General features: G+C 64.7%; 30 protein-coding genes and 1 riboswitch. Of the genes, 18 read left to right on the top strand and 12 right to left on the bottom strand.

Features of this window, described 5'->3' with window-relative positions:
* Positions 1–26 precede the first annotated feature (26 nt).
* On the top strand, positions 27–1085 hold the full coding sequence (locus tag IQ16_RS31775; protein ID WP_035668628.1) for a class I SAM-dependent methyltransferase: 1059 nt from the start codon (positions 27–29) through the stop codon (positions 1083–1085).
* 30 nt (positions 1086–1115) lie between these two features.
* Here IQ16_RS31775 and IQ16_RS31770 read toward each other — a convergent pair whose 3' ends face one another.
* Positions 1116–1499, bottom strand: a complete 384-nt coding sequence (locus tag IQ16_RS31770) for a bleomycin resistance protein (RefSeq protein ID WP_018648653.1) — start codon at positions 1497–1499, stop codon at positions 1116–1118.
* A 132-nt stretch (positions 1500–1631) separates the two neighbouring features.
* Here IQ16_RS31770 and IQ16_RS31765 point away from each other — a divergent pair, with 132 nt between their 5' ends.
* The gene (locus IQ16_RS31765) at positions 1632–2273 is read left to right on the top strand and encodes a carboxymuconolactone decarboxylase family protein (RefSeq protein WP_244635939.1); all 642 of its coding nucleotides are present in this window, start codon (positions 1632–1634) and stop codon (positions 2271–2273) included.
* 149 nt (positions 2274–2422) lie between these two features.
* On the top strand, positions 2423–3196 hold the full coding sequence (locus IQ16_RS31760) for an enoyl-CoA hydratase/isomerase family protein (RefSeq protein ID WP_018648656.1): 774 nt from the start codon (positions 2423–2425) through the stop codon (positions 3194–3196).
* A 34-nt stretch (positions 3197–3230) separates the two neighbouring features.
* Here the strand turns inward: IQ16_RS31760 and IQ16_RS31755 are convergent, their stop codons facing one another.
* Both IQ16_RS31755 and IQ16_RS31750 read right to left on the bottom strand, forming a co-directional pair.
* A complete protein-coding gene (locus IQ16_RS31755; RefSeq protein ID WP_018648657.1) occupies positions 3231–3866 on the bottom strand; it encodes a hypothetical protein in 636 nt (211 codons plus the stop codon).
* Positions 3867–4037: 171 nt separating this feature from the next.
* Positions 4038–4907: a DUF1194 domain-containing protein gene (locus IQ16_RS31750; RefSeq protein WP_018648658.1), complete on the bottom strand. Its 870-nt coding sequence runs from the start codon at positions 4905–4907 to the stop codon at positions 4038–4040.
* 327 nt (positions 4908–5234) lie between these two features.
* Positions 5235–5310, top strand: a riboswitch (Fluoride riboswitch).
* A 52-nt stretch (positions 5311–5362) separates the two neighbouring features.
* On the opposite strand from IQ16_RS31750, the gene IQ16_RS31745 reads away from it, so the two are divergent.
* The 7 genes from IQ16_RS31745 (at position 5363) to IQ16_RS31715 (ending at position 10622) form a co-directional block, all read left to right on the top strand.
* Positions 5363–6613: an MFS transporter gene (locus IQ16_RS31745; RefSeq protein ID WP_026312953.1), complete on the top strand. Its 1251-nt coding sequence runs from the start codon at positions 5363–5365 to the stop codon at positions 6611–6613.
* A 16-nt stretch (positions 6614–6629) separates the two neighbouring features.
* The gene (crcB, locus tag IQ16_RS31740; protein WP_026312954.1) at positions 6630–7019 is read left to right on the top strand and encodes a fluoride efflux transporter CrcB; all 390 of its coding nucleotides are present in this window, start codon (positions 6630–6632) and stop codon (positions 7017–7019) included.
* 6 nt (positions 7020–7025) lie between these two features.
* Positions 7026–7451, top strand: coding sequence for a fluoride efflux transporter CrcB (gene crcB, locus IQ16_RS31735; protein WP_018648660.1), 426 nt, complete (start codon positions 7026–7028; stop codon positions 7449–7451).
* A gap of 2 nt (positions 7452–7453) precedes the next feature.
* Positions 7454–7795, top strand: a complete 342-nt coding sequence (locus IQ16_RS31730; RefSeq protein ID WP_018648661.1) for a DUF190 domain-containing protein — start codon at positions 7454–7456, stop codon at positions 7793–7795.
* A gap of 45 nt (positions 7796–7840) precedes the next feature.
* Complete coding sequence (gene clpS / locus IQ16_RS31725; protein WP_018648662.1) at positions 7841–8146, top strand: ATP-dependent Clp protease adapter ClpS; 306 nt, start codon at positions 7841–7843, stop codon at positions 8144–8146.
* A gap of 125 nt (positions 8147–8271) precedes the next feature.
* Positions 8272–9282, top strand: a complete 1011-nt coding sequence (locus IQ16_RS31720; RefSeq protein ID WP_018648663.1) for an ABC transporter substrate-binding protein — start codon at positions 8272–8274, stop codon at positions 9280–9282.
* A gap of 35 nt (positions 9283–9317) precedes the next feature.
* Complete coding sequence (locus IQ16_RS31715) at positions 9318–10622, top strand: FAD-dependent oxidoreductase (RefSeq protein WP_026312956.1); 1305 nt, start codon at positions 9318–9320, stop codon at positions 10620–10622.
* A 72-nt stretch (positions 10623–10694) separates the two neighbouring features.
* Here the strand turns inward: IQ16_RS31715 and IQ16_RS31710 are convergent, their stop codons facing one another.
* From IQ16_RS31710 to fabI, 4 genes are all read right to left on the bottom strand, one after another.
* Positions 10695–11885: an adenylate/guanylate cyclase domain-containing protein gene (locus IQ16_RS31710; RefSeq protein ID WP_018648665.1), complete on the bottom strand. Its 1191-nt coding sequence runs from the start codon at positions 11883–11885 to the stop codon at positions 10695–10697.
* Positions 11886–11964: 79 nt separating this feature from the next.
* A complete protein-coding gene (gene aroC / locus IQ16_RS31705; RefSeq protein WP_018648666.1) occupies positions 11965–13053 on the bottom strand; it encodes a chorismate synthase in 1089 nt (362 codons plus the stop codon).
* 189 nt (positions 13054–13242) lie between these two features.
* Positions 13243–13842 carry a histidine phosphatase family protein gene (locus IQ16_RS31695; protein ID WP_018648667.1) on the bottom strand — a complete coding sequence of 200 codons (600 nt, stop codon included), beginning with the start codon at positions 13840–13842 and terminating at the stop codon, positions 13243–13245.
* 12 nt (positions 13843–13854) lie between these two features.
* Positions 13855–14670 carry an enoyl-ACP reductase FabI gene (gene fabI, locus IQ16_RS31690; RefSeq protein WP_018648668.1) on the bottom strand — a complete coding sequence of 272 codons (816 nt, stop codon included), beginning with the start codon at positions 14668–14670 and terminating at the stop codon, positions 13855–13857.
* Between the two features lie 172 nt (positions 14671–14842).
* On the opposite strand from fabI, the gene IQ16_RS31685 reads away from it, so the two are divergent.
* Entirely contained in the window at positions 14843–15331 is a 489-nt protein-coding gene (locus IQ16_RS31685; protein WP_011085414.1) for a sigma-70 family RNA polymerase sigma factor, read from the top strand.
* Positions 15332–15431: 100 nt separating this feature from the next.
* Positions 15432–16202, top strand: coding sequence for an anti-sigma factor family protein (locus IQ16_RS31680; RefSeq protein WP_018648669.1), 771 nt, complete (start codon positions 15432–15434; stop codon positions 16200–16202).
* A 323-nt stretch (positions 16203–16525) separates the two neighbouring features.
* On the opposite strand, the gene IQ16_RS31675 is transcribed toward IQ16_RS31680, so the two are convergent.
* Both IQ16_RS31675 and IQ16_RS31670 read right to left on the bottom strand, forming a co-directional pair.
* Entirely contained in the window at positions 16526–17488 is a 963-nt protein-coding gene (locus IQ16_RS31675; RefSeq protein WP_018648670.1) for a DnaJ C-terminal domain-containing protein, read from the bottom strand.
* A gap of 108 nt (positions 17489–17596) precedes the next feature.
* Positions 17597–18004 carry an RT0821/Lpp0805 family surface protein gene (locus IQ16_RS31670; RefSeq protein WP_018648671.1) on the bottom strand — a complete coding sequence of 136 codons (408 nt, stop codon included), beginning with the start codon at positions 18002–18004 and terminating at the stop codon, positions 17597–17599.
* A 113-nt stretch (positions 18005–18117) separates the two neighbouring features.
* Here IQ16_RS31670 and pdxH point away from each other — a divergent pair, with 113 nt between their 5' ends.
* From pdxH to IQ16_RS31655, 3 genes are all read left to right on the top strand, one after another.
* A complete protein-coding gene (gene pdxH / locus IQ16_RS31665; RefSeq protein ID WP_018648672.1) occupies positions 18118–18759 on the top strand; it encodes a pyridoxamine 5'-phosphate oxidase in 642 nt (213 codons plus the stop codon).
* Between the two features lie 50 nt (positions 18760–18809).
* Complete coding sequence (locus IQ16_RS31660; RefSeq protein ID WP_026312957.1) at positions 18810–19562, top strand: SDR family NAD(P)-dependent oxidoreductase; 753 nt, start codon at positions 18810–18812, stop codon at positions 19560–19562.
* A gap of 213 nt (positions 19563–19775) precedes the next feature.
* The gene (locus IQ16_RS31655; protein ID WP_018648674.1) at positions 19776–20066 is read left to right on the top strand and encodes a hypothetical protein; all 291 of its coding nucleotides are present in this window, start codon (positions 19776–19778) and stop codon (positions 20064–20066) included.
* A 258-nt stretch (positions 20067–20324) separates the two neighbouring features.
* On the opposite strand, the gene IQ16_RS31650 is transcribed toward IQ16_RS31655, so the two are convergent.
* Both IQ16_RS31650 and IQ16_RS31645 read right to left on the bottom strand, forming a co-directional pair.
* Positions 20325–20558, bottom strand: coding sequence for a hypothetical protein (locus tag IQ16_RS31650; RefSeq protein ID WP_080648185.1), 234 nt, complete (start codon positions 20556–20558; stop codon positions 20325–20327).
* Positions 20559–20763: 205 nt separating this feature from the next.
* Positions 20764–21741 (bottom strand): magnesium transporter CorA family protein, encoded by a 978-nt coding sequence (locus tag IQ16_RS31645; RefSeq protein WP_018648677.1) that lies wholly within the window; start codon positions 21739–21741, stop codon positions 20764–20766.
* 327 nt (positions 21742–22068) lie between these two features.
* Here IQ16_RS31645 and IQ16_RS31640 point away from each other — a divergent pair, with 327 nt between their 5' ends.
* Entirely contained in the window at positions 22069–22755 is a 687-nt protein-coding gene (locus tag IQ16_RS31640) for a L,D-transpeptidase (RefSeq protein ID WP_018648678.1), read from the top strand.
* Positions 22756–22791: 36 nt separating this feature from the next.
* On the opposite strand, the gene IQ16_RS31635 is transcribed toward IQ16_RS31640, so the two are convergent.
* On the bottom strand, positions 22792–23874 hold the full coding sequence (locus tag IQ16_RS31635; RefSeq protein ID WP_018648679.1) for an extensin family protein: 1083 nt from the start codon (positions 23872–23874) through the stop codon (positions 22792–22794).
* A gap of 65 nt (positions 23875–23939) precedes the next feature.
* Between IQ16_RS31635 and IQ16_RS31630 the strand changes: the two genes are divergently transcribed.
* Together IQ16_RS31630 and IQ16_RS31625 are read left to right on the top strand one after the other, a co-directional pair.
* Positions 23940–25568: a fatty-acid--CoA ligase gene (locus IQ16_RS31630; protein WP_018648680.1), complete on the top strand. Its 1629-nt coding sequence runs from the start codon at positions 23940–23942 to the stop codon at positions 25566–25568.
* 269 nt (positions 25569–25837) lie between these two features.
* Positions 25838–26692 carry a DUF1499 domain-containing protein gene (locus IQ16_RS31625; RefSeq protein ID WP_018648681.1) on the top strand — a complete coding sequence of 285 codons (855 nt, stop codon included), beginning with the start codon at positions 25838–25840 and terminating at the stop codon, positions 26690–26692.
* Positions 26693–26694 lie beyond the last annotated feature (2 nt).

Below are 26694 nucleotides of genomic sequence, written 5' to 3'. Positions count from 1 at the left end.
ATGCCCGTCATTGCATGGAGGCTATCATGGAGGTCAATTCCGACAGGTTGAATGCCTTTATGGGCAAGATGATCACCGAGGTGGGGGCGGCGATGAACGCCTCGCTGGTCCTGCTGGGCGACAAGCTCGGCCTCTACCGCGCCCTCGCCGCCAAGGGGCCGATGAACTCCGCCGAACTCGCCAGCGCCACCGGGACGACGGAGCGCTATGTCCGCGAATGGCTCTCGAGCCAGGCGGCATCCGGCTACATCGAATACGATACCACTTCAGGAAAATTCTCGATGCTGCCGGAGCAGGCGATGGCGCTTGCCGACCAGGACAGCCCGGTATTCCTCGGCGCGGTCGGCAATGTCATTGCCGCGGCGTTTCTCGACGAGCCGAAGATCACGGACGCGTTCAAGACCGGCAAGGGGGTCGGCTGGAACCGGCGCAGCGAGTGCCTGTTCTGCGGCACCGCCCGCTTCTTCCGCACCGGCTATATGCATCATCTGGTGCAGGAGTGGCTGCCTGCGCTCGACGGCGTCGTGGACAAGCTGAAGCGTGGTGCCAAGGTCGCCGATGTCGGCTGCGGACACGGCGTCTCGACGCGGCTGATGGCGGAAGCCTTCCCGAACTCGCGCTTCTACGGCTTCGACTATCACGAGGGCTCGATCGAGGCGGCGCGGAAGGGAGCCAACGAGGCCAAACTCGGCGACCGGGTCTCCTTCGCGGTTCACTCGGCCAAGTCCTATCCGGCCGAAGGCTACGATCTCGTCTGCTTCTTCGATTGCCTGCACGACATGGGCGATCCCGTCGGCGCCATCAGCCACGTGCGCGAGACCATGGCCAAGGACGGCACCTGCATGCTGGTCGAGCCGTTCGCAGGCGATCGCCTCGAAGACAATCTCAATCCGGTCGGCCGGGTCTACTATGCAGCCTCGACCATGATCTGCACGCCGGCCTCGCTCGATCAGGAGGTGGGCCTGGCGCTGGGTGCGCAGGCGGGCGAAGCGCGGCTGCGCAAGGTCGCGCGCGAAGGCGGCCTGTCGCGCTTCCGCCGCGCCGCCGAGACGCCGTTCAATCTGATCCTCGAGGCGCGGATCTGATTCAACGCCGGGCGCGCGCGGCCGACGATGTCAGGCCGCGGCGTCCGTCCCCATGCCGAAGGTGAGTTGGTTGCCGTCGGCATCGACGACGTCGAAATCGCGCATGCCGTAGTCGCGGTCCTCCGGCCGGTTGAGCAGCCTGGCGCCGCGCGCTGACACTTCGGCATAGAGCTGGTCGACATCCCGAACGAAAATGCAGAGACCGCCCTGCCCGGCTAATCGTTTCGTTCTGGATGCCGCGAGCAGATGCAGGCCGACCTCGTCGCGGCAAAGGCAGACATAGGACAGCGGCTGGCCGTATTCGAAGGTGACCTCGAAGCCGAGTACGTCGCGGTAAAAGGCGAGGCTGGCTGCGATGTCGGAGACGACGAATACGGTGGCGGCGCCGGCCATCATCGGATGTTCGTTGGTCATCAATCCTCCATCTCGCGAGCGATCTCCAGCGCGCAACCTAGCATGCGTGCCGAGGTCTTGCACGGGCCGAACCGCAACGTAAGCTGGCGGTCGAACAAGGCGGAGCGAGTCCGCCGGAATGGGAGGATGAAAATGAAATATCTGGGCCCGGCACTGGCCGCGCTGTTCACCGTGACGATATCGAGCGCCAGCCATGCCGCCGAACCGACCCGCTTCATACCGCTGAAGGCTGACGAGCTGACGCCGCCGCAGAAGGAATGGGCGGACGCGATCGCGGTGCCGCCGCGCAATGCCAAGTTCACCAACCCGCCCTATCGCGCCTATATCCGCAATCCCGAGCTCGCGCCAAAGCTCTCGGCGATGTCGGACTATCTGCGCTGGAATTCGTCACTGCCGGCGCGCCTCAGCGAGTTCGCGATCCTGATCACCGCAAGGCAGTGGACGGCGCAGTATGAATGGTTCGCGCATTATCCGCTGGCGATGAAGGCCGGCCTCGATCCTGCGGTCGCCAAGGACGTCGCCAACGGCGTGCGGCCAACGGCGATGAAGGACGACGAGGCCGCGCTCTACGATCTTGCGATGGCGCTCTATCGCGACAAGAAGGTGTCCGACGAGATCTATCGCGCCGCGCAGCAGAAATTCGGCGAGCGCGGCATCATGGATATCATCGGCCTGATCGGCTATTACGACCTGGTCTCGATGACGCTGATCACCATGCAGGCCGAAGCGCCGAACGACAGCGTGCCTCCGCTGCCGCCGCTGGCTGCGAAGTAGCGGCTCGCGCCACTCTTTCCAGTGCCGTCATTGCGAGCGTAGCGAAGCAATCCAGACTGGTTCTGCGGAAAGACCCTGGATTGCTTCGCTGCGCTCGCAATGACGATGTGGACGCAGCCACCGTTCATCTTGAACACGGAGATCCCCTTGTGACATCAGACACTCCCGTCACTTACGAACGCGTCGGCAACATCGCGCGCATCACGCTGCGCCGGCCACCCGTCAACGCGCTGAGCCTCGAGGTCATCCGTGCGGTGGTGGCGGCGCTCCGCCGCGCTGCCGACGATAGCGATGCGCGCGTTGTCGTGCTGGCGAGCGCGATCGCAAAACGCTTTTCGGCGGGGCTCGACCTCGACATCCTGCTTGGCAAATCAGGCGCCCAGATCCGCGAATTCCTTCAGGCGCTTTACATCGACCTCTACGACGCCCAGTACAGCCTCGGAAAGCCGTCGATCGCCGCGGTCGGAGGCGCTGCGCGCGGCGGCGGCATGACCATGGCGGTGTCATGCGATGTGGTGCTGGCCTCCGAGAGCGCGACGTTCGGCTATCCCGAGATCGATGTCGGGGTGATCCCCGCCATCCACTATGCGCATCTGCCGCGCATCGTCGGACGCCACCGCGCCTTCGAGCTGCTGTTCACCGGGCGCGTCTTCAGCGCCGCAGAAGCGCGCGAGCTCGGCGTGGTGAACCGTGTCGTCGCCGATGCCGAGCTCGAGGCGGAAACCGGGAGGCTCGCGGCGCAATTCGCGGCGAAATCGGCCGCGGTGCTGCGGATGGGCCGCGCCGCCTTCATGCGGCAGATCGATCTCGACTACCGGCGCAGCATTGCAAGTGCCGTGGACGATTTCTGCAACGTCGCGACCTCGGACGAGGCGCAGGAGGGCTTGAGGGCGTTCGTGGAGAAGCGGCCGCCGAACTGGTGAGGAGCGCCCTCCGCCCGCCGGGAGCGCGACGCGCTCAGGCGGTCTTGTCGACAGACGACGATGTATCCGCCGGCGGATATTTCGTCACGGGCACCATGAAGGACTTGGAGCCGACCTGGTAGATGACCTTGCCGTTCTTGCCGTCGTCGGTCGCGATCTGCGCCTGGCCGAACATGATGACGTTCTTGTAGACGTAGCCGGTGCCTTGGCGGGTGACGCCGTCGGTGGTGACGCTGACCTGCGCCTCCTTGCCGTTGACGGAGAGAACCTTGAAGCTCGCGCTCTTGCCGTTATCGCTGGAATAGCCGCCCCAGCTGCCCATCAGGCGGCTGTCGGACGCCGGCGGGTCCTGCTTCTCGAGATTGGCGGTCTGCTTGCCGGCACCGCCCACCGAGAACAACAGCACCATGTTCTTGCCGTCCTTGGTGCCGACCGTGACCCCGCCAAAGGTGATAAGCGAGCCCTGGACCTCGCCAAAGCCGCGCTCGGTGTGACCGTTATGGGTGTACTCGACCTGCGCCCGGGCACCGCGGATGTTCACGACCTTGAAGCTGACATCCTGGTTGTTGCCGACCCAATTGCCCTTCCACTCACCGAGCAGCCTGCTCTGGTGGAAGACCCGCTCGTTGGCAGGCGAGATCTGGCTGGTGCTCGAGGTGACGATGGCCATCGGGTTGCTCGGATACGGGTCTGACACCCCGCTCACGTTCACTTGCCGACCAGCCAGGAAGACGGCCGGAAACAAGCAGAAACAATCCGATTAGGCCCGCGCCCCGGTTAACGAGCGGTTAAATTCAACCGCCGGATGAGACGGGCAAAAAGTCTCACCCGGGGTGGGCATCTAGCGTCCCCAGCGGTCCGACCAGATCTTCTCGCCGATCAGGCAGTTGACGCGCGGCTCCTTGTCCTTGTCGGCAACGCGCACCACGGGGCGGTCCGGCGTGCGGCCGGCAACCTCCATCAGCAACTTGGTGCGGATCGCCTCCTTGAACTTGTCGCGGTCCTTGATCGCGATGACGAAGGAGCCGGGACCGCCGACGACGCAGTCCTCGTAATAGTAGTCGAGATTGTCGATATCCATGGTCGAATAGGACGGCTCCTTGACCATGATGGGCAGGCCGTTGATGACGATGCCCTTCTCGAGCGCGGCGTCGCGCGCCACCGTGACCGGGCTGCCATTGTTGTTGGGACCGTCGCCGGAGATGTCGATGACGCGGCGCAAGCCCCGATAGGGATCCTCGTCGAACAGCGGCATCGCGAAGGTGATTGCGCCGGAGATCGAGGTGCGCGAGGCGCGCCGGATCGGCGTCTTCATGATTTCGGCGGCGACCGCGTCCGCGGTCTCCGGTCCGTCGACCAGCCGCCAGGGAATGATGATCTTCTGGTCGGTGGAGGCGGCCCACTCGAAATAGGTCACCGCGATCCGCCCGTTCGGACCCATCTTCAGCGCCTGGAGAAACTCTTTCGACTGGATCGCCTGCGCGTAGCCTTCGCGCTGGATCGCCAGCTCGTCCATGTCCATGGAGTAGGACACGTCGACGGCGAGGATGAGCTCGACATCGACCGCCTGCGCATCCTTGTCGGCTGCCAGCCGCTGCGGCTCGCTCCTGGGCGGTTCAAACTTTGGCCCTGGTGCCGCTATGCCCGCGACGTCCCCCCCGGCAAGCACGCCGGCCACCAGCACAGCCCCGATCGAGAACAGCAAGCGCATCGCAGTCTCCCGTCGTATGATGCGATGGTGACATGCAATCGCCTTGCCGCAAAGTGCGAAGATCGCCTGCGCTTCACATTCGAGTTAGGAATTTGTGTGCGCTACGCAAAGCTGCCGCCGTGTTGCCGCGCTTGCGTCACCGGAACACGTGCGACCACAGGCTCCGTCATTCCGGGCGGCTCGAAGAGCCGAACCCGGAATCTCGAGATTCTCAGGCGCGCAAGAGCGCGCCAGGGTTCTCGCTTCGCGAGCCCCGGAATGACAGTGACGCGCGTGGAGACACGCACCCCGCCCACTTGTCCGGCGCGATTTCCATGCTAGGCTGGCCGCACAGATGGGGATGGAGTCCCCCGACAACCGCCCGGCGGCTTGACCGTAGTGGGCTGATGACTCCTGCTTGAGGTGGGGCAATCATTGAGCCTCCGCCTTTGGCGGGAGCATGGACAAACCCGCCGATGGCGGGTTTTTTGTTGCCTGAAAGCGAAAAAGGAGAAGGCGTGACGACGACTCCGAAGGCTGTGCGCAGGGGGCTGCCCAGGGGAATCTGGGTGCTCGGGTTCGTCTCGATGCTGATGGACATCTCCTCCGAGATGATCCACGCGCTGCTGCCGGTCTATCTCGTCACCGTGCTCGGGGCGTCCACGCTCACGGTTGGCTTCATCGAGGGCATTGCGGAGGCCACCGCCTCGATCACAAAGATCTTCTCCGGTGCGCTGTCGGACTGGCTCGGCCGCCGCAAGCTGCTCGCCGCGCTCGGCTACGGGCTCGCCGCGTTCACCAAGCCGCTGTTCCCGCTCGCGCCCAGCGTCGGATGGCTGGTGGCGGCGCGCTTCATCGACCGCGTCGGCAAGGGCATCCGCGGCGCGCCGCGCGATGCACTGATCGCCGATATCGCCCCTCGCGGCCTGCGCGGCGCGAGCTTCGGCCTGCGGCAATCGCTCGACACCATCGGCGCCTTCGTCGGGCCGCTCGTCGCGATCGGCCTGATGTGGTGGACGGCGGACAATTTTGCCCTCGTGTTCTGGTTCTCCGTGCTGCCGGCCTTCCTCTCGTTCGGCCTGATCGCCTTTGCCGTGAACGAGCCGGAGCCGGACCCGAGCCGGGAGTCCGCGAAGAACCCGCTCAACACCGCCGCGATGCGGCAGCTCGGATCGGTGTACTGGCGCGTCGTCGCGGTCGGCGTCGTGTTCACGCTCGCGCGCTTCAGCGAGGCCTTCCTGATCCTGCGCGCGCAGAACATCGGCCTCAATGCGATGTGGGTGCCGGCGGTGCTGGTGCTGATGAACATCGCCTACGCGCTCTCGGCCTATCCGGCCGGCGTGCTGTCGGACCGCATCAACCGCACCGGCCTGCTCGCGCTCGGCCTCGTCTTCCTCGCCGGCGCCGATCTCGCACTCGCACTGCTGCCGAACCTTGGCGGCCTCGCGCTCGGCGTCGTGCTGTGGGGACTGCATATGGGATTGACGCAAGGCCTGCTCTCGGCGCTCATCGCCGATGCCGCACCGCCCAGCCTGCGCGGCACCGCATTCGGCTATTTCAACCTGTTCACGGGCCTTGCGCTGCTGGCGGCGAGCGTGATCGCGGGCGCACTGTGGGATGCCTATGGCCCGGCCGGCACGTTCCTGGCCGGGCTCGGCTTCGCACTGGTGTCGCTCGCGGGGCTGCTCGCCATCGGCAACGGTCTCGCAACGGAGGGCAAGCAATGACGGGAGGCGGTTCATCGTGCTGAGTGGAGTGCTCGCGATCATGATCGGCAGCGTGCTGGGCGGCTGCGCGCGCTACTTCGTCTCCGGCGCAATCGCTCGGCGCCTGGGTGAGACGTTTCCGTGGGGCACCATGACCATCAACGTCACTGGCGCCTTCCTGATCGGCATTTTCGGCGCGCTGGCAACGCATCCGGACTCGGTCTTCGCCGCGCCCAACCCCTGGCTGTTCGCGGTGACCGGGTTCCTCGGCTGCTACACCACGGTGTCCTCGTTCAGCCTGCAAACGCTGACGCTCGCCCGCAACGGCGAGGCCCTGCATGCGCTCGGCAATGTCGTCTTCTCGGTCGGGCTGTGCCTCACCGCCGTGACTTGCGGCTTCCTGCTTGCCGATCGTCTGGGAGGCTAGAGGCTGATGGGCTCCCCTTCCACCGAACGCTGGCGCAGTGCGGTGCTCTATGCCTGGGTTTCCTTCGGCAGCATCCTTGGCGGACTGGCGCGCTATTTCGTGTCCCTTCTGCTCGACACCGGGCCCGCCTTCCCCACCGCGACGCTGTTCATCAATGCCACGGGCTCGCTGATCATCGGCTTCTACGCAACGTTGACCGGCCCTGATGGCCGTGTGCTGGCGCGGCCCGAGCACCGGCAATTCGTCATGACCGGGTTCTGCGGCGGCTACACCACCTTCTCGGCCTTCAGCCTGGAAACCTTTCGCCTGTTCCATGGCGGCATGAAATACACCGCGCTCGCCTATGTCGCGTCCTCCGTCGTCTGCTGGCTGGTGTCGGTGTGGGCCGGGCATATGCTGGCGAGCCGCTACAACCGCTTGAAAAGGAGCTGACCATGCAAATTCCCAATCAGGCAGTTTCGCTCCGCATCTTCATCGGCGAGAGCGACCATTATGACGGCAAACCGCTTTATGAAATGATCGTGATGAGGGCGCGCGAGCTGCACCTCGCCGGCGCCACCGTGCTGCGTGGTCCCATGGGATTCGGCAAGTCGAGCCGGCTGCACACCTCGAAAATCCTGCGCCTCTCGGAAGACCTGCCGCTGCTGATCGAGATCGTCGACAGCGAGGACAACATCAACGCATTCCTGCCCATCCTTGACAGCATGATGTCGAGCGGGCTGATCACCTTGGAGAAGGTGCAGGTCCTGCAATATGGTGAGAAGGCCGCGAGCTGATCGCTTCCGGCCGGAAACCCGAGCCCGCCGTGTCCAGGAGGCGGAATGAACGACACCGTCACCAAGCCGAAAACCAGGACCAAGACCAAGGTCGAGCGGCCGAAGCTGCACAAGGTCATCCTGATCAACGACGACTACACGCCGCGCGAATTCGTCACCATGGTGCTGAAGGCCGAATTCCGCATGACGGAGGATCAGGCCTACAAGGTGATGATCACCGCGCACAAGCTGGGCACCTGCGTGGTCGCCGTGTTCACCAAGGACGTCGCCGAGACCAAGGCCACCCGCGCCACCGACGCCGGCCGCGCCAAGGGCTATCCGCTGCTGTTCACGACCGAGCCGGAGGAGTAGGCCGCCCGCGCTTCCCGACTTTGCATTCCCGCCGGAGATCGCCGACAATGCCGCAAAATCGGCGCAGGCCGGACAACAAGCAAAGCAGGGAAACGACGGAAGTGGGCATATCAATAAGAAGCTTCGTGACAAGAGGCCGACTGGTCCTGACGCTGGCAACGATCACCTTCTTCGCCACTGGCACGGCGCAAGCGGCCGAACGAGTCCGCATCGGGCTGTTGAAGCTCTCCTCGGCAGCCCCGTTGTTCCTCGCCAAGGAGCGCGGCTATTTCGAGCATGAAGGGATCGAGGCTGATCTGAAATTCTTCGATGCCGCCGTGCCGATCGCGGTAGCCAGCGTCTCCGGCGATATCGACATCGGTTTCACCGGCTTCACGGCCGCGTTCTACAACCTCGCGGGCAAGGGCGGACTGAAGGTGGTTGCCGGCACGGCGCGCGAGGCACCCGGCTTCCAGAACACGGCCTACGTCGCCTCCAAGCGCGCCTATGATTCGGGCCTGAAGACGCTGAAGGACTTGCCCGGCCATTCCGTCGGCATCACGCAAGTCGGCTCGACTTTCCATTATTCGCTCGGCCTGATCGCCGACAAGCTGAAATTCGAAGTAACATCCGTCCGGGTCGTTCCACTGCAATCGCTGCCGAATGTCGCCGCGGCCATCAAGGGCGGCCAGCTCGACGCGGCACTCACCGCCGCGACCACGATCAGCCCGGTGGTCGCCTCCGGCGACGCGATCGTGCTCGGCTTCGTCGGCGACGAGACGCCCTGGATGCTCGGCTGCGTCGTGGCTTCGACCGCGACGATCGAGAAGAACCGCAAGCTGGTCGAGAAGGTGCTGGCCGTCTATCGTCGCGGCGCCGACGACTATGCGCGCGTGCTGTTGAAACGCGCTGCGGACGGCAAATTCGTCCGCAGCGAGGAAGGTGACGCGATGCTTGCGATCATCTCCAAATACACCGAGCAGAAGGTCGAGCAGCTCCGCATCGGGCTGTCGGTCGTCGATCCCGCGCTCGACAGCGCCGACATCGCCCGTCAGATCGCCTGGTTCAAACGCCAGAAGATGGTCGAACCCGATATCGATGCCGAAAAGATCATCGACAAATCCTTCGTCCCGGACCGGCCGACGGCGCCGAAATGACTGATGACAACGACAACAAGAACACGGAGCTACCCATGAGCGCGAGCGAAGTCACCGCGGGCACCAAAATCGTCCGGCGTGCCGCGAGCCAAAAGCCGTCGCGCGTCGTCGCCGACATCTGCGTAGTCGGCTCGGGTGCGGCCGGCATGTCGGCGGCGATCGAGGGCGCGCGTGCCGGGCGCAAGGTGGTGCTGGTCGACAGCTTGCCCGCGCTCGGCGGCCAGGCGGTCAACTCCATCATCGGCACGTTCTGCGGCCTGTTCTCGAACGGCAGCGACGGCTACCAGTTCACCCACGGCATCGCGGACGATCTGCTGGGCGACCTCGGTGCGCAGGAGAACGCGCTGTTCTACCGCCGCGGGCCGCACACCACCGTTGTCTATTACGACGAGGTCGCGCTCGGACGCTGGGTCGAGAAGGCGATGCTTGCCGCCGGCGTCACCGTGATCGTCGGCGCCGTCATGCGCAACGTCCGCGTCGCCGGCCGGCGCGTGACCGGGATCGATCTCTCCACCCGCTACGGTGACGTCGAGGTCGAGGCGAACGGCTTCGTTGACGCCTCCGGCGACGCCGCGCTGGTGTGGCAGGCGGGCTTTGCCTGCCGCGAGCCCGATGACGGCCCGATCTACGGCACGCAAATGCTGATCGTGGAGAATATCGACGAGAGCAAGGTGCCGAGCCGGGAGGAATTGCCGGCGCGCATGCGAGAGAAGGCCGGCGACTACGGCCTGTTGCGGCGCGAGGGCCTGTCCTTCGTCATTCCCGGACGCGGCGTTGCCGCCATGAACATGACCCATGTCGAGACGCCACTGGAGCCGCTGGAGGCGAGCCGCAAGGGCATCGAGGGCAAGGACCAGGCCGACCGCGCCTTCGCCTTCCTCAAGAACGAATTCCCCGCCTGCTTCGGCAAGGCGCGTATCCGCGCCTATGGCTTTCCCGGGATCCGCCAGACGCGCTGGATCGTCGGCCGCCAGCAATTGTCGGTCGACGACGTCCGCGCCGGCACCAAATTCGAAGACGCCATCGGCCGCACGGCGTGGCCAATCGAACTGCACGACCACGGCTCCGGCCATCACTGGCACGTCTTCGACAAGGACCACGTCCACTATGTGCCGTTCGGCAGCCTGACGCCGCAGGAAGCCGACAACATCGTCGCCGCCGGCCGCTGCATCGATGCCGACAAGGCGGCACTCTCCAGCGTTCGGGTGATGGGCCCCTGCATGGCGATGGGCGCTGCCGCTGCGCACGCGCTCGACCTCGCCGGCAGCGGCAGCGTGCATCAGATCGACATCGAAGCGCTGAAGTGGCGCGTGCGCGACAATCTGGAGCGGACGGACTGAGGCGCGCAGCAGCCAAGAGCGGTGAGTGTAGCTCTGCTCAGCCGACTGGCACGATCGTCGGTCTGAACGCCTTCACGCCATCACCACCGGCGTCTCTTCGCCGAGCCCGTAGACGCGCTGCGCCTTGGAGAAACCCGCGATCGGAAATTCGCCGAGCGCGCGCCAGTCGTGGCGGCAGGCATTGGCAAAGACTTCCGAGACCACGACGGTGCGCCCCAGCCGGCCGGCGATCTTCTCCAGTCGTGCCGCGAGATTGACGGCGGGGCCGATGCAGGTGAAGTCGAGCCGGTTGCCGCCGCCGATATTGCCATAGAGGATGTTGCCGACGTGCAGCGCAACGCCGAAGCGGAAGCGCTCGACGATGTCGCCGACCGGAAAGGCGAGCGCCTCGACGCTGGCGCGGGATTCGCGCGCAGCCTCCAGCACGCGCGTGCAGACATGGGCGGCATCGCCGACATATTCGTCGATCGGGAACACCGCGAGCAGGCCGTCGCCCATGAATTTCAGCACCTCGCCGCCATGGCCGCGGATCGCGGTGACCTGGCAATCGAAATACTGGTTGAGGATCTCGACCACGGTCTCTGCCGGCAGGCGGTCCGACAGCGCGGTGAAACCGCGCAGATCCGAGAGCCAGATCGCGGCCTGCATGGTGTCGTTGTGGCCGCGGCGGATCTGGCCGCCGAGGATGCGCGCGCCGGCGCGGTTGCCGACATAGGTGTCGAGCAGCATCTCGGCGGTGCGGCGCAGGCTGATGATCTCGGCGACGCGCGCGAGCGGCGTCACGATGGAGCGGATTGCCGCGACGTGGTCATCGCTGAACCCGCCGGGATGCCGTGTCACCCAGCTGGTCGCATGGACCGAGCCGTCGAGAAACGGCATGGGCACGGCGATATAGTCGGTCGCCCCTTCGGCCCGCATGTCGTCGAGAAACGGAAACCGCTCGTTGTCGCGACCGTCGATGCGTCCGCGGACCTCCAGCCCCTGCTCGAACACGATCCGCAGCGGGCTCTTGGCGAATTCGGGCGTCTCCAGGATCTCGAAATCGACGGAGCCGATCTCGACCTCCTCGCCCTGCCGCCAGATGAAGTTGCGGCCAAAGATCTCCGGATGCAGCGTGCGGATAAAGATGCCGAACCGCCACAGCGGCAGGCCGGCCTCGACCAGATGCTCGCAGACGTCGGCGATCATCTCGGCCGGGGTTCCGGACGACCTCGCGCCGTCGATCAGCCAGTCGGTGATACGGTGTAGCTCGGAGTTTTGCATGCCCGCATTTGCGGACGAAGTTGTGCAGACGTCAAGCTGCGCGGTGGGCTGGTACCGCGACACGAAGGCCCTACCGGCGCTAGCGGCCGACCTGCCCGCGATCCCGGATGAAATGATCGGCCAGCACGCAGGCCATCATGGCTTCGCCGACGGGGACGGCGCGGATGCCGACGCAGGGGTCGTGGCGGCCCTTGGTGAATATCTCGGTGTCGGCGCCCTTGCGGTCGACGGTGAGACGCGGCTGGAGGATCGACGAGGTCGGCTTCACCGCGAAACGCACCACGATCGGCTGTCCCGTGGAGATGCCGCCCAGAACGCCGCCGGCATGGTTGGAGAGGAAGCGCGTGCCGTCATTGCCGGTGCGCATCTCGTCGGCGTTCTCTTCGCCGGTGAGCTCGGCCGCGCCGAAGCCGGCGCCGATCTCGACGCCCTTCACCGCGTTGATGGTCATCATCGCGCCCGCGAGATCAGAATCGAGCTTGGCGTAGATCGGTGCGCCAAGACCTGCAGGCACGCCTTCGGCGACAATCTCGAGCACCGCGCCGATCGAGGAGCCGCTTTTGCGGATACCGTCGAGATAGGTCTCGAAGAACGCGGCCTTGTCCTTGTCCGGGCAGAAGAACGGATTTTTCGCAATCTCGTCCCAGTCCCACTTGTCGCGGTCGATCTTGTGCGGGCCGATCTGCACCAGCGCGCCGCGCACCTTCACGTCGGGCAGCACTTTTCGCGCGATGGCGCCGGCTGCGACCCGCATCGCGGTCTCGCGCGCCGAGGAGCGGCCGCCGCCGCGATAGTCGCGCAGGCCGTATTTCGCCTCATAGGTGAAGTCGGCGTGGCCCGGACGAAACTTGTCCTTGATCTCGGAATAGTCCTTCGAGCGCTGGTCGGTGTTCTCGATCAGGAGGCCGATCGGCGTGCCCGTCGTCACCTGCACGCCGGTTTCCGGATGCGCCATCACGCCGGACAGAATCTTGACCTGGTCCGGCTCCTGGCGCTGGGTGGTGAAGCGTGACTGGCCGGGACGGCGGCGGTCGAGATCCCGCTGGATGTCGGCCTCGGTGAGCGGGATCATCGGCGGGCAGCCGTCAACCACGCAGCCGATCGCCACCCCGTGGCTCTCGCCGAAGGTGGTGACGCGGAACATGTGGCCGAAGGTGTTGAAGGACATCCCGAACTGCCGCCTAGCGTTGACAAATTACATTGCGTGGTAGCGCGCAAGGCAGAACCGGTCAAACGATGTTCCCGTCATTCCGGGATGGTCCGCAGGACCAGACCCGGAATCTCGAGATTCTCAGGTGCGCAAGGGCGCACCGGAGTTCGGTGCTACGCACCGCCCCGGAATGACGGTGGGAGGGACTCAACTAAACTTCTCCAGCCGCCCGTCGCGGAACACGTAGACGGCGCCTTGCTCGATATAGAGCTCGGCGGCGCTGGCGGGGGTCTCCAGCCCCAGGGACACCATCAGGGTCCTGCAGGTCCCGCCATGGGCCACCGCGACCGTGTCGGTCCGGAGCTGGTCGTACCAGGCCCGCACGCGGACCTGCACGTCGGCATAGGTTTCCCCGCCCGCAGGCCCCACGGTCCATTTGTCGGCGAGGCGCCTTGCATAGATGTCTGGATCCTTCGCCTCGCTCTCGGCCAGCGTCAGCCCTTCCCAGGCGCCGTAGCCGATCTCGCGCAGACGATCGTCGAGCGTATAGCCGGCCACCGGCAGCTCGAGCTTGCCGCGCGCGAGTTCCATGGTCTGGCGCGCACGGCCGAGCGGGCTCGACACGTAAGGCAGCGCGGCCTTGTCGCGCCCGTCACGCCTGAACAGATCGGCCAAAACGCCGCCGGCCTGCACGGCCTGATTGCGGCCGCGCACATTCAGCGGAATGTCCCTGGTGCCCTGAAGCCGCCCGAGCGCATTCCACTCGGTCTCGCCGTGGCGAAGATAATAGATTGTAGGCCCGGGCATTGCAGATAAGAACTAGTCCTTCCCACCGAGCGAAATGTCCGGCGCGTCCGGGCGCTTCATTCCGAGCACGTGGTAGCCGGAATCGACGTGATGCACCTCGCCGGTGACGCCACGCGAGAGGTCGGAGAGGAAATACAGCGCGCTGCCGCCGACGTCTTCGGTGGACACGTTGCGCCGCATCGGCGCGTTGGTCTCGTTCCACTTCAGGATATAGCGGAAGTCGCCGATGCCGGACGCCGCCAGCGTCTTGATGGGACCTGCCGAGATCGCGTTGACGCGGATGTTCTTCTCGCCGAGATCGGCGGCGAGATAGCGCACGCTGGCTTCCAGCGCCGCTTTCGCCACGCCCATCACGTTGTAATGCGGCATCCACTTCTCGGCGCCGTAGTAAGAGAGCGTGATCAGCGAGCCGCCATCGGTCATCAGCTTCTCGGCGCGCTGCGCCACCGCCGTGAACGAATAGCAGGAGATCAGCATCGACTTCGAAAAATTCTCCTGCGTGGTGTCCACGTAGCGGCCGTCGAGCTGCTCGCCATAAGCGATCGCGTGCACCAGGAAGTCGATCTTGCCCCACTTCTCCTTCAGCACCGCGAAGACCGCGTCGATGGTCGCGGCGTCGGTGACGTCGCAATGGCCGAGCACGAGGCCGCCGATCTCGGCGGCAAGCGGCTCGACGCGCTTCTTCAGCGCATCGCCCTGATAGGTGAAGGCGAGCTCGGCGCCGGCGGCGTGGCATGCCTTGGCAATGCCCCAGGCGATCGAGCGGTTGTTGGCAACGCCGAGGATCACCCCGCGCTTGCCTTGCATCAGACCTGAATTCTGCGCCATTTTTGAACGTCCCGTCGAGCTCTCGTTGAGGTCTGGAGGTACACCAGCCCTCCCCTGCGGTACAGCCCTAATACGCGGCGTTAACGCTGTTTCGAGCGCCGGAATAGCCGTTCCATTCGGGTGTTATGATGATTGTGGCGCTTGCGCCGAACGGCAGGACATCAAAGACGGCATGAGTGCGTTTCGCCAGAGTGTGGAAGCCATGATCCCGGCGTTGCGCCGCTACGCCCGCGCGCTGACGCGCGATGCGGATGCGGCCGACGATCTGGTGCAGGACACGTTGGTGCGCGCGCTCCGTTCGGAGCGATTGTTTCTCGGAGGCGACGTCAGGAGCTGGCTCTATACGATCCTGACCAACCTCAACAAGAACCGGCGGCGCTCGCTGGCGAGGCGGCCGCAATTCATGCAGCTGACGGAGAACAACCCCGACGCCAGCGGGACCGAAGCCGAGGGCCGCGACATCGAGAAGGCGCTGGCAACGCTGGTCGAGGAGCAACGTTCGGTGCTGCTGCTGGTGATGCTGGAGGGCATGAGCTACCGCGAGGTCGCCGACATCCAGGGCGTGCCGATCGGCACCGTGATGTCGCGCCTGGCAAGGGCGAGAGCCCACGTGAAAGCTTCGCTGGAGGGTGAGCGCCCGGCGCTCAGGCGGGTGAAATGATGGCCGGGTTGATGCATCGCTTAGTATCCGCCCGCAGGGCGAAGCGGACGAAGTTGAGCCACGAAGGATTTTTTGGGCCGCAGAGCCAGAGACGACCGATATGAACGACCGCAACATTCCCATCACCGAGGACGAGCTCCACGCCTATGTCGACGGCGAGCTGCCGGCCGAGCGAAGCGCCGATGTCGAGGCCTGGCTTGCCGCCCACCCGGAGGACGCCGAGCGGGTGCAGTCCTGGCGGACCATGGCCGAGATGCTGCACGCGCGTTACGACTCGGTCGCCCAAGAGCCGGTGCCGGCACGGCTGGAGCTCGAGCGGCTGGAGCGCCGTCCCCGGCAATGGCTCTATGGCGCCGCCGCGGCTGTGCTGGTGGCCTTCGTCGCCGGCGGCACCGCCGGCTGGGTGGCGCATGGTGCAACCAACGCGCCTTCGACCTTCCAGAGCTTTACGGCGGATGCGCTCGACGCCCACCGCCTCTATGTCGTCGAGGTCCGTCACCCCGTCGAAGTCGGCGGCAACGAGCGCGATCATTTGCAGGCCTGGCTGACCAGGCGCTGCGGCTGGACCGTGTTCGCGCCGAATTTGGAGGCGAGCGGGCTGAAGCTGGTCGGCGGCCGGCTGCTGCCGGGGCCGAACGGGCCGGCGTCGTTCCTGATGTATGAGGGCGCCTCGGGCGAGCGGTACACGATCTACTCGGCCAAGACCGAGAATGGTGCGACGCAAATGCGCTATGCCAGGACGGACAAGGACGGCGCGCTGTTCTGGGCTGAGCGCGGCGTCGGCTATGTCGTCAGCGGCGGCGGTGATCGCGACCGGCTGACCAAGGTGGCGCAGGCCGTCTACGACCAAGCAGAGAAGAACGGCACCTAGACAACTGCACAGGCGCGGTGCCTCGATTCCGTCATTGAAAATTTGGAATCAAGACACGGGCGTGTCTCATTATCGCACCGGGTGTTCACGCGATTATGAGTAGCGTTCGATCCGCCGATCGACGCGGGCGGCCTCGATTGGGGTTTTTGGTACCGCGCTGGTCCCCCTCTCGAGGCCGCACCTTTTTATCGGCTGCCCCGCCGGACAGCCGACACGTCGAGCATGCGAGCCGAGAAGCGCTATCACGCCTCAGGCGTATGATGAGCATCATCTCGTGGACGATGCTTTCGGCTTCCAGGAAACCCCTTCAGTTCGATCGCGCCCTAACCGAGCCCGCTACGTGGATTGTAGGGGTGCTGGTCCCGCCACTTTTCCATCAATGCTTCAAGCTCGGCGTCGTTCCCGTCCGGTAGCATAATCCTGATGGTGACGAAGAGATCCCCGGTTCCGCCAGATTTCGGCAAGCCCTTACCTTTGAGACGGAAGGTTCGGCCGCTGGAGGTGTTTTTCGGGACCGAAAGCTCCACCGCATTGCCGAGGGTGGGCACGCGGACCTTGGCCCCGAGCACCGCCTCGTAGAGCGTGACCGGCAGGTCGATCCTGAGGTCCGCGCCCTCGACCTTGAAGAACGGGTGCGGCGCGATGCTGATGGTGATCAGGAGATCGCCGGGCGGATGGCCCTGGGCGCTCTCGCCCTGCCCCCGCAGCCGGATCTGCTGGCCCTCGGTGACGCCGGCCGGAATCTTGACGTTGAGCTCCTTGCCGGTCGGCAGCCGCACTCGCTTCTCGCCACCCTTGACGGACTCTTCCAGCGAAACGGACATGGCGACGTTGACGTCGAGATCGAGCCCGACCCCGCCGGTGTCGAATTCGAACTGGGCACCGCCGCCGGCCCCGGGTCGCGCACCGCGCATCCCGCCGCCGAACATGCTGTTGAGGATGTCCTCGAAGGCGCCGCCGCCTTGGCCGGGTCCGCCGCCGGAGCGGAAAGTATAGCTCTCGAATCCGCCGGGACCCGCGCGGCCGCGCGGCCCGCCGCCACCCGGAAAGCCCTGGAAGCGTGGCTTGCCGTCGGCGTCGATCTCACCGCGGTCGAACTGCTTGCGCTTGTCCTCGTCGCCGATGATCTCGTTCGCCGAGTTGATTTCGGAGAAGCGCTCGGCCGCCTTCGGATCGTCCTTGTTGCTGTCGGGATGGTGCTTCTTGGCAAGCTTGCGATAGGCGCTCTTGATCGCGGCAGCATTGGCGCTCCGCGGCACCCCCAAGACCTCATAGGGGTCGCGCATCCGTCACGTCTCCTTCAAGAATTCGAATTGTTCAAAGGGCTCCCCGCCCCACTCCGGGTGATGTGGGGAGAGAGTGGCATTTTTGCAACTAGGGGCGCGCGCCGATTCCTAGCTCCGCCACGGCTTTAGCGTATGAATCTCCCAACGGCCACGACTGCTTTGGCAACCGGCGCCCTGGAGCCAGCTTTCCGTGTTCCCGTTGACGTAGCTCGCCAGGAAATCTCGGCACTTGCGGCCATCCTCGGCGGCATAGGACTGCGCAATCGGCGTCACCGAGCCCCGTGCCCCTGTCTCCGGGTTCTCCCAGTGCTGGCTGGAATCCTTGTCGCCCTTGCTCAGCACGTCCGAGGCGGCGTTGCGGGCGAAGGCGAGATCGGTCTCTGTCGGCGCAGTGTCTTTCGCCGACCGCATGATCGAGCCGGTGAGGTCGCTGTCGTCGGCCTTGGCATAGGCACTCTTGTCACCGCGGGAGAAGCTGCAGCCGCCGGCACCCAGCCCGATCAGAATGATCGTCATGACAAGGCTGGACGGGCGGATCGCCGATAGGCCAACGCGTCCCCATGTCCTATATAGGGCGGTAGCGGACAACAACGCGTTTTGGGCCGCGGGACGCAACTCGGACTCCAGACATGACCGACACGACCTCGATGAAACACCAGACACCCTTAACATCCGGTGATTTCACCGCCGCCGACGAGCCTTTTGCGCTGTTCGATGCCTGGCTGAACGAGGCGATCAAGAGCGAACCGAACGATCCGAACGCCATGGCGCTCGCAACCGTCGATCCCGACGGGCTGCCGGATGTGCGCATGGTGCTGATGAAGGGCTTCGATACCGAGGGTTTTGTCTTCTACAGCCACATCGCCAGCCAGAAAGGCCGTGAACTCGCCGCAAATCCTAAGGCAGCGTTACTTTTTCACTGGAAGTCGCTGCGCCGTCAGGTCCGCATCCGCGGCAACGTGACGCCAGTCACCGATGCCGAGGCGGACGCCTATTTCGCGACGCGGCCGAAGCAGGCGCAGATCGGCGCCTGGGCGAGCAAGCAATCCGAAGCGCTGGAGAGCCGCTTCGCTTTCGAGCAAGCCATCGCGAAAGTGGCGGCCAGGTACGTCATCGGCGAAGTGCCGCGGCCGCCGGGCTGGAGCGGCTGGCGCATCACGCCGGTGCGCATCGAGTTCTGGCACGACCGCCCATTCCGTCTGCACGACCGCATCGAATTTCGTCGTGACGCCGCCGGCCAGCCATGGTCCAAGACGCGGATGTATCCTTGAGCCTTGTCCTGAGCCTTATCTCGAGCTTTGGGCCGACCTGAAAGATGTCCATGCCGCATTCGTCCAACCTGCCGCGTCGTACGCTGCTCCTGACCGGAGCGAGCCGCGGCATCGGCCACGCCACCGTGATCCGCTTCTCCTCGGCGGGCTGGCGCGTCATCACCTGCTCGCGGCATGCGTTTCCGGAGGATTGCCCGTGGGACGCGGGCCCTGAAGACCACATCCAGGTCGACCTCGGCGACCCCGAGGACACTGCACGCGCGATCAACGAGATCCGCAACCGGCTCGAAGGCGGCGCGCTGCATGCGCTGGTCAACAACGCCGCGATCTCGCCGAAGGGCCCCGGCGGCTCGCGGCTCGGCTCGGTCGACACCGATCTCGACACTTGGACGCATGTCTTCCACGTCAACTTCTTCGCACCGATCATGATCGCGCGCGGACTGATCGAGGAGCTGAAGGCGGCCAAGGGTTCGGTCGTGAACGTCACCTCAATCGCGGGCTCGCGCGTGCACCCCTTCGCGGGCGCTGCCTATGCCACCTCGAAGGCCGCGCTTGCTGCGCTGACGCGCGAGATGGCCTCCGACTTCGGCCGCGTCGGCGTGCGCGTCAATGCGATCGCGCCGGGCGAGATCGACACCTCGATCCTGTCGCCGGGCACCGAGAAGATCGTCGATCAGCAGATCCCGATGCACCGCCTCGGCACACCGGACGAAGTGGCCAAGATCATCTATGTGCTGTGCACGGACACCAGCTCGTACGTCAACGGCGCCGAGATCCACATCAACGGCGGCCAGCACGTGTAGGCGATGCTTCGCGGCGACTGGAGCGCTGCGCTACGTCCGGGCACGAGAGCGAAGTGTGATGCGCGCAGGCTCCACTCGTCATTGCGAGCGCAGCGAAGCAATCCTGCCGCCGCCGAAAGACGCTGGATTGCTTCGTCGCTTCGCTCCTCGCAATGACGGAGTAAGAGGCGGCAGCGTCGTTCTCCGATCTCGGCAGCTTTTGTAGGATCGACGATGAAGATCGCAATTAGGGAACCGGCCCCGTTCTTTTCGAACGGTGATGAAGACAGCTTCTTTCACTGGCTGAAATCCATTGATGCAGTGAAGGACTTTGTCGGAAGTCCAAGAGGCTTGGAGGTGACATTAGAAGACCCCGTCGAAGACCTCAGTCTTCGGGAGCTAGTTGGACTATTGACTCGGTACGGCCTCGACATGAAGTGCTTGCGGGGACTCCGCACGCAGCAGAACGAAGCATGGTTCGCAGACGAGCAGATGTATTGGCATAAGTCCGTATTCAAGGACTGATGGGCTTACGACAGCTCGCGAATGGGTAGAGTGCAGCAAACGCCATGATGAGGACGCATGAGCGACAACGTCGAGGTCGTGCTGCGTGATGCCGAAAGGCACTTGGCTCCCTTCAGCCACGACGGCGCGATCGCCGAGACCATCGTCTCGACGGCGCAGATCATACAGCGCTAGGTGATTTGCCACGAAAGGCGGAAAGCGAGGCGATCCAGACAACGCCGCCGCAAGACCTGGATCGCCCGCCCTTCCTTCCGTTCCTCAATCGACTCGAATCCGACGCGACCGATCGCGCAGCCTTGGAGCTGCAGCACTTGGAGCTGCGGCATTGAATGCAGTCGAGCAGTCGTCGTCGTTCTCGCCATCGAGCAGCGGAGCACCACAGTGCCGGCACAGGCGTGCCGACATCGACGACGCCTTGCCGCTCGCCAGGACCTGACGATAGTTCGCCAGATCGATGACGTTGCGGGGCGACGTTATGTGTTTTTCAACCATGGCTGTTCCTCGCGGCTACGCACTACTTATCGCAGACAAGTTTCGCGCAAACGTTCAGCCCACCGCTCAAATTTTACCGGAGGAATTGGGGCAGCAAACACGCATCACCGCGACGCCGCAAACCCGCTCTATTCTGCGACACGATGCGCCGTGTCTCTGCGACCAGCGTAAGGTCTCGGTAGCTATTTTCCGAGAGCGGACGAGATCACAGCCACTTCTTCCATTTGAAGATCCAGTACGGGACGATGGCGGCGATCAACATCATCACCAGCGCCATCGGATAGCCGTGCACCCATTCGAGTTCCGGCATTGCCTTGAAGTTCATGCCGTAGATCGAGGCGATCAGCGTCGGCGGCATCAGGACAACGGCCATGACCGAAAACAGCTTGATGATGTTGTTCTGCTCGAGATTGACGACACCGAGCATGGCGTCGAGCACGAAGGTGATCTTGTTGGAGAGATAGGAGGCATGGTCGGTCAGCGAGACGACGTCGCGCTGCATGGTCTTGAGCTGCTCGCGCATGTCCTTCGACCATTTGACGCCTTCCACCACCGCCGAGAGGAATGCGGCGACACGGCCGATCGAGACCAGGCTCTCGCGGACCTTGGAGGTCAAATCCCCCTTGCGGCCGATCGAGATCAGGATCTGGGAATATTGCTTGGCGTGACCGTGGCGCTCGCTTTCGGGCTCGAAGATGTCGTGCGAGACCTGGTCGATCTCGGCGCCGCAGCGCTCCAGAATGTCGGCGCAGCGGTCGATCACGGCATCCAGGAGTTCCATCAGCACCATCTCGCCGGTGATGGACGGCGTGCAGGAGCGGGCGAGCTTGGCCTCGACCAGCGCAAACGGCTTCGGCAGGTCGTAGCGCACCGTCACCAGGCGATGGTCGCCGAGAATGAAGGTCACCGCGGTGGTCCGGGGCATGTCGGTATCAGAGTGGCACATCAGCGTCGCGGTCATGTAGCGCGCGCCGTTCTCGATATAGAGCCGGCTGGAGATCTCGATCTCCTGCATATCTTCTCGGGTCGGGATGGCGATGCCCGCCAGCCGCTCCACGGCCTTGTCCTCGGCGGCTGAGGGGTTGACGAGGTCGATCCAGACCGCGTTCTCCGGCAGCACCGTCAGATCCTCGATCACCGCCTTCTTGAGGGAGGACTCGGAGGGAACAAACACCGAAAACATGAACAACTCCAGAGAACCTGCGACAGAATGACAGCCTTTAGCGCGATTCTGACAGGTTCACGATGACAACAACATTAACGGAGGGTTTGCATTTGTGGCGCTACTGTGGCGCGAAATCGACAGTTCGGACCTCCTTTGCCAAAAACCCCCCACAGCGTCGCAAAACTTGCGGCAGAAAAGCCACAGCTTGGGTCTCGCAGCGCGGGAAAAGGCCTTCAGCGCTGGAATTGTGGCAGATTTCAACGATAATGGGCTTAACGGAGTCGAGGAACTTGGGGCGGTAAGCTTGGGCCTTCCGCACGGTATTGTTTTGATTGGAACCAAATCATGTCGTCGCTGAAAGTTAAGTTGGGAATTTTGGCCGCGGGCCTGATGCTGTCGGGCTGCATGCAGGCCACGCATTTCGAGGCGACCGACACCAAGGCATTCAAGCCGAAGGACAAGGAACTCCTTGCCAAGGTCCGGTACGAGAACACCCCGGTCGCGGAGCCGTTCCGCCGCGCCATCGTCGAATATCACCGCAAGGAATCACCGGGCTCGATCGTGGTCGATTCCGACAATCACTATCTTTATTACGTGCAGGATGGCGGCAAGGCGATCCGTTACGGCATCACCGTCGGCGAAGAGGCCATGGCCTGGTCGGGCATCGCCAAGGTCGGCAGCAAGACCGAGTGGCCGGCCTGGCACCCCACCCCCGGCGAAATTTCGCGCCTGGGCGTGCCGACCTATGTCGCACCCGGCCCGGACAATCCGATGGGCTCTCGCGCGATTTACCTCTATTCCGGCGGGAAAGACACATTGTTCCGCATCCACGGCACCAACCAGCCGGAATATATCGGCGCCTCGATTTCGTCAGGCTGCATCCGCCTGACCAACGAGGACGCGATCGATCTCTATGATCGCGTCAAGGTCGGCACGATCGTGGTCGTGCTCGAGCCGAAGCACGGCGACTCGCCCTACAATTCCCGGCTGGCGCTCGGCGCCGGCGGAACCGGCCAGGCGGGCAGCTACTGATCGCCTCCTGACCTCTGACATCCAAAAGCGCCGGTCTTACCGGCGCTTTTTTGTTGCCGGCTTGTGCGACTGAGCCTTCTTCCCGGGTGCCGTCTTGTCCTCAGGCGCGGGGGATTTCTCCGCGGCCTCGTCATCAGCGCCTTCCTTTGCCCCGGGCTTGGCCGCGACCTCGCGCGGCGGCGCCTCCTCGGGACGCTCCGCCGGCAAGAGCGGCGCGACCTGCGGCAGGGGATCCCACACGTTCCACTGGCAAATCCGGTAATCGTTGCGCCGCTGCGCGAGATCGAGATGGATATGGTCCTCGTGGTACCAGTCCGAGCCCGGCCCGAGCACGGTGGAGAAGCGCGTACAGACCGAATGCAGCACGCGCTCGCGCACATCGCGCGACATGGTGCGGTCGGTGAGGCCGATCGACTGCCCATTGGCGAGCTTGATGGCGCGGACGTCGAGGGCGTTGGCCTTGCCGTGCTCGGACAGCATCGCGCCGGCGATGCGGTTGCGCCCCCGGCATTCGAAGCTGTCGAAATTGTCGAGATCGCTGATGGTCGTGCCGAGGCTCGCGGCCAGCGGCACCATGTCCTTGCGCACCCAGTCGGCGATCGCGGAGGCCATGGTACAGCGGAGGATCGCCGCCGGCTTCACCGTCACCTTGCGCTTGTCCGGCAGCACGATGGCCTCGAGCCGCACCAGATCCTCGCCGCCGCAGGCGCCGGGGCCGCGGATATCCGGGATGGAAGGTGCGATCGCGATCTCCTCGGTCAGCGCAAGGCGGCAGGCGGAGACCTGCTTCTCGGGCGGTCGCGCGGCTTCGGCGGGCCTGGTGTCCCCCGGCTTGTCCGGGGACGGCTTGCCCTCCACCTGCGGCGGGGCCTCGTCCGACGCTTTCGGGGCCTCCTCAGGGCGTGGTTTCGGGAGCGGGATCCTGGCGGAATGAACCTTCGCACGCGGCCGTGGTGCAGCAATGCCAAAGATATCCAGCGGGGAAGCATATTTTCGCGCCTCTGCCCGCTCCGTCAGCACAAGCGTCAGCCCCAGCGCGACGGTAACCATTGCCGCGCCGGCGGACATATAGCCGCGACAAGACCATTTGCGGCGAAAGTCCGGCAGGCTAAAATTCATGACAATTCATTGGCCCAACGCTGAGAGCAAAAACGCGCCCAGCGACTTCTCGGAGGAACGTCGGAATGCTTGGTTTGATGCAAGACTGGCCCCTGCTCTGCCACCGGATCATCGAACACGCCGCCAGGATTCATGGCAAGCAGGAGGTGGTCACACGATCGGTCGAGGGACCGATCCACCGCACCAACTATGCCGAGATCCACAAGCGCGCGCTCAAGGTCTCCCAGATGCTGGAGCGCGACGGCATCAAGCTCGGCGACCGCGTCGCTACGATCGCCTGGAACACCTGGCGCCATCTCGAGGTGTGGTACGGCATCATGGGCATCGGCGCCATCTGCCATACCGTCAATCCCCGCCTTTTCCCCGAGCAGATCGCCTGGATCATCAACCATGCGCAGGACCGCATCGTGATGACCGACATCACCTTCGTTCCGATCCTGGAGAAGATCGCCGACAAGCTGCCAAGCGTGGAGCGCTACATCGTGCTGACGGACAAGGCGCATATGCCGCAGACCACGCTGAAGAATGCGGTGGCCTACGAGGACTGGATTGCGCAGGCCGACGGCAAATTCAAATGGAAGGACTTTGACGAGAACACGGCGGCCGCGATGTGCTACACGTCGGGCACCACGGGCGACCCGAAGGGCGTGCTGTACTCGCATCGCTCCAATGTGCTGCACGCGCTGATGGCCAACAATGTCGATGCGCTCGGGACCAGCGCCTCTGAGACGATGCTGCCGGTGGTGCCGCTGTTCCACGCCAATAGCTGGGGCATCGCCTTCTCCGCGCCCTCGCAGGGCACCAAGCTGGTGATGCCCGGCGCCAAGCTCGACGGCGCCTCGGTCTACGAGCTGCTCTCGACCGAGAAGGTGACGCACACCGCCGGCGTGCCCACGGTCTGGCTGATGCTGCTCCAGCACATGACCGCCAACAATCTGAAGCTGCCGGAGCTGAAGATGGTGATCTGCGGCGGCTCGGCGATGCCGCGCTCGATGATCAAGGCCTTCCTCGACATGGGCTCGAGCGTCCGCCACGCCTGGGGCATGACCGAGATGAGCCCGATCGGCAGCGTCGCGGCCCTGAAGCCGCCGTTCCAGAACGCAACCGGCGATGCCAAGCTCGACGTCCTGCAGATGCAGGGCTATGCCCCCTTCGCCGTGCAGATGAAGATCACCGACGATGCCGGCAAGGAGCTGCCCTGGGACGGCAAGACTTTCGGCCGCCTCAAGGTCTCCGGGCCCGCCGTCGCCAAGGCCTATTACCGCGTCGACGCCAACATCCTCGACGAGGAAGGCTTCTTCGACACCGGCGACGTCTCGACCATCGACGAGGACGGCTATATGCGGATCACCGACCGCTCCAAGGACGTGATCAAGTCCGGCGGCGAGTGGATCTCCTCGATCGACCTCGAAAACCTCGCGGTCGGCCATCCGGCCGTGGCGGAAGCCGCCGTGATCGGCGTGTTCCACCCCAAATGGGACGAGCGGCCGCTCCTGATCGTGCAGCTCAAGCAGGGCCAGCAGGCGAGCCGCGAGGACATCCTGAAATTCATGGACGGCAAGATCGCCAAATGGTGGATGCCGGACGACGTCGCCTTCGTCGACGGCATCCCGCATACCGCGACCGGCAAGATCCTGAAGACGGCGCTGCGCGACCAGTTCAAGGATTACCGCTTCCCGAACGCGGCGGCGTGAGCCTTGGTGCCACCCTCCCCTGGAGGGGGAGGGTCGGCTCACATGGAGCGAAGCGCAATGTGAGACGGGGTGGGGTGATCTCTCCACGCGGGCACCGCCTCGGTGGAGAGACTGTCACCCCACCCCGCTCGCGCTGCGCGCGATCGACCCTCCCCCTCCAGGGGAGGGTGAACGACCCTTGAATTTGCCGCCGGGCCGTGGTCTCAACGGCCCATCGTCGCGCCAGATCGGCCGGCACCGCCTCCAAGACCCCGGCAGAGCTTCACCCGATGGCCCGCAGGTTTTCCGCTCCCTACCAGACGGAGCCCGTGTCCAGCCTCGCCAGCTGGGCGCGAAATCTCGCCGTGTTCGCGGTGGTGGCCGTCCTGGTATCGATCCTCGTCGTCCGCTTCGGCTTCCTGGAGCCGAAGCCGGCGCTCGTCACCTTCTTCGGGGGCCTCGCGATCGCCGGGCTCTCGATCCTGTTCGGGCTCGCGGGCTTCGCCGCGATCTGGCAGAACGGCTCGCGCGGCATGACGCGCATCCTGCTCGCGTTCCTGATCGATGGCGCGATCCTCGCCTACCCCGCCTATCTCGCCCTGCAATACCGCAAGCTGCCGGCGATCCACGACATCACCACCGACCCGATCGACCCGCCCCGCTTCGACGCTTTGGCGCGGCTGCGCGCCGGTGACGGCGCCAATACGGCCGTCTATGCCGGCCTCTATTCGGCCGAGCAGCAGCGCCATTTTTATCCTGATATCGAGCCGATCGAGCTCGAGATCCCGGTCGATCGCGCCTATGCGATCGCGCTGCAGCTGGTCAACAAGCGCAAATGGCTCGTCATCGACGAGCGCGCGCCGCAGCCGCCGCGCCGCATGGGTCGCATCGAGGCGGTGGCCCGCACGCCCATCATGGGCTTGCGCGAGGACATTTCCATCAGGGTCGTGCCCGACGGCGAGGATTCCCGCGTCGATATCCGCTCCGCCTCGCGCTATTTCGATAGCGATCTCGGCAGCAATGCCGCACGCGTGAAGAAATTCATCGAGGATCTCAACACCGCCGCCGATGCCGATGCGCTCAAGCCGGTGAAGAAGACGCCGGTGGTGCCGCCGAAGGCACCGGCGAAGACGGTGAAGAAATAGCC

The organism is Bradyrhizobium huanghuaihaiense, from assembly GCF_007830635.1.
In the GTDB taxonomy this organism is placed as follows: Bacteria; Pseudomonadota; Alphaproteobacteria; order Rhizobiales; family Xanthobacteraceae; genus Bradyrhizobium; species Bradyrhizobium huanghuaihaiense.
The sequence above is the reverse complement of the archived record's forward strand: the minus strand, read 5'-3'. Positions and strand labels throughout refer to the sequence as shown.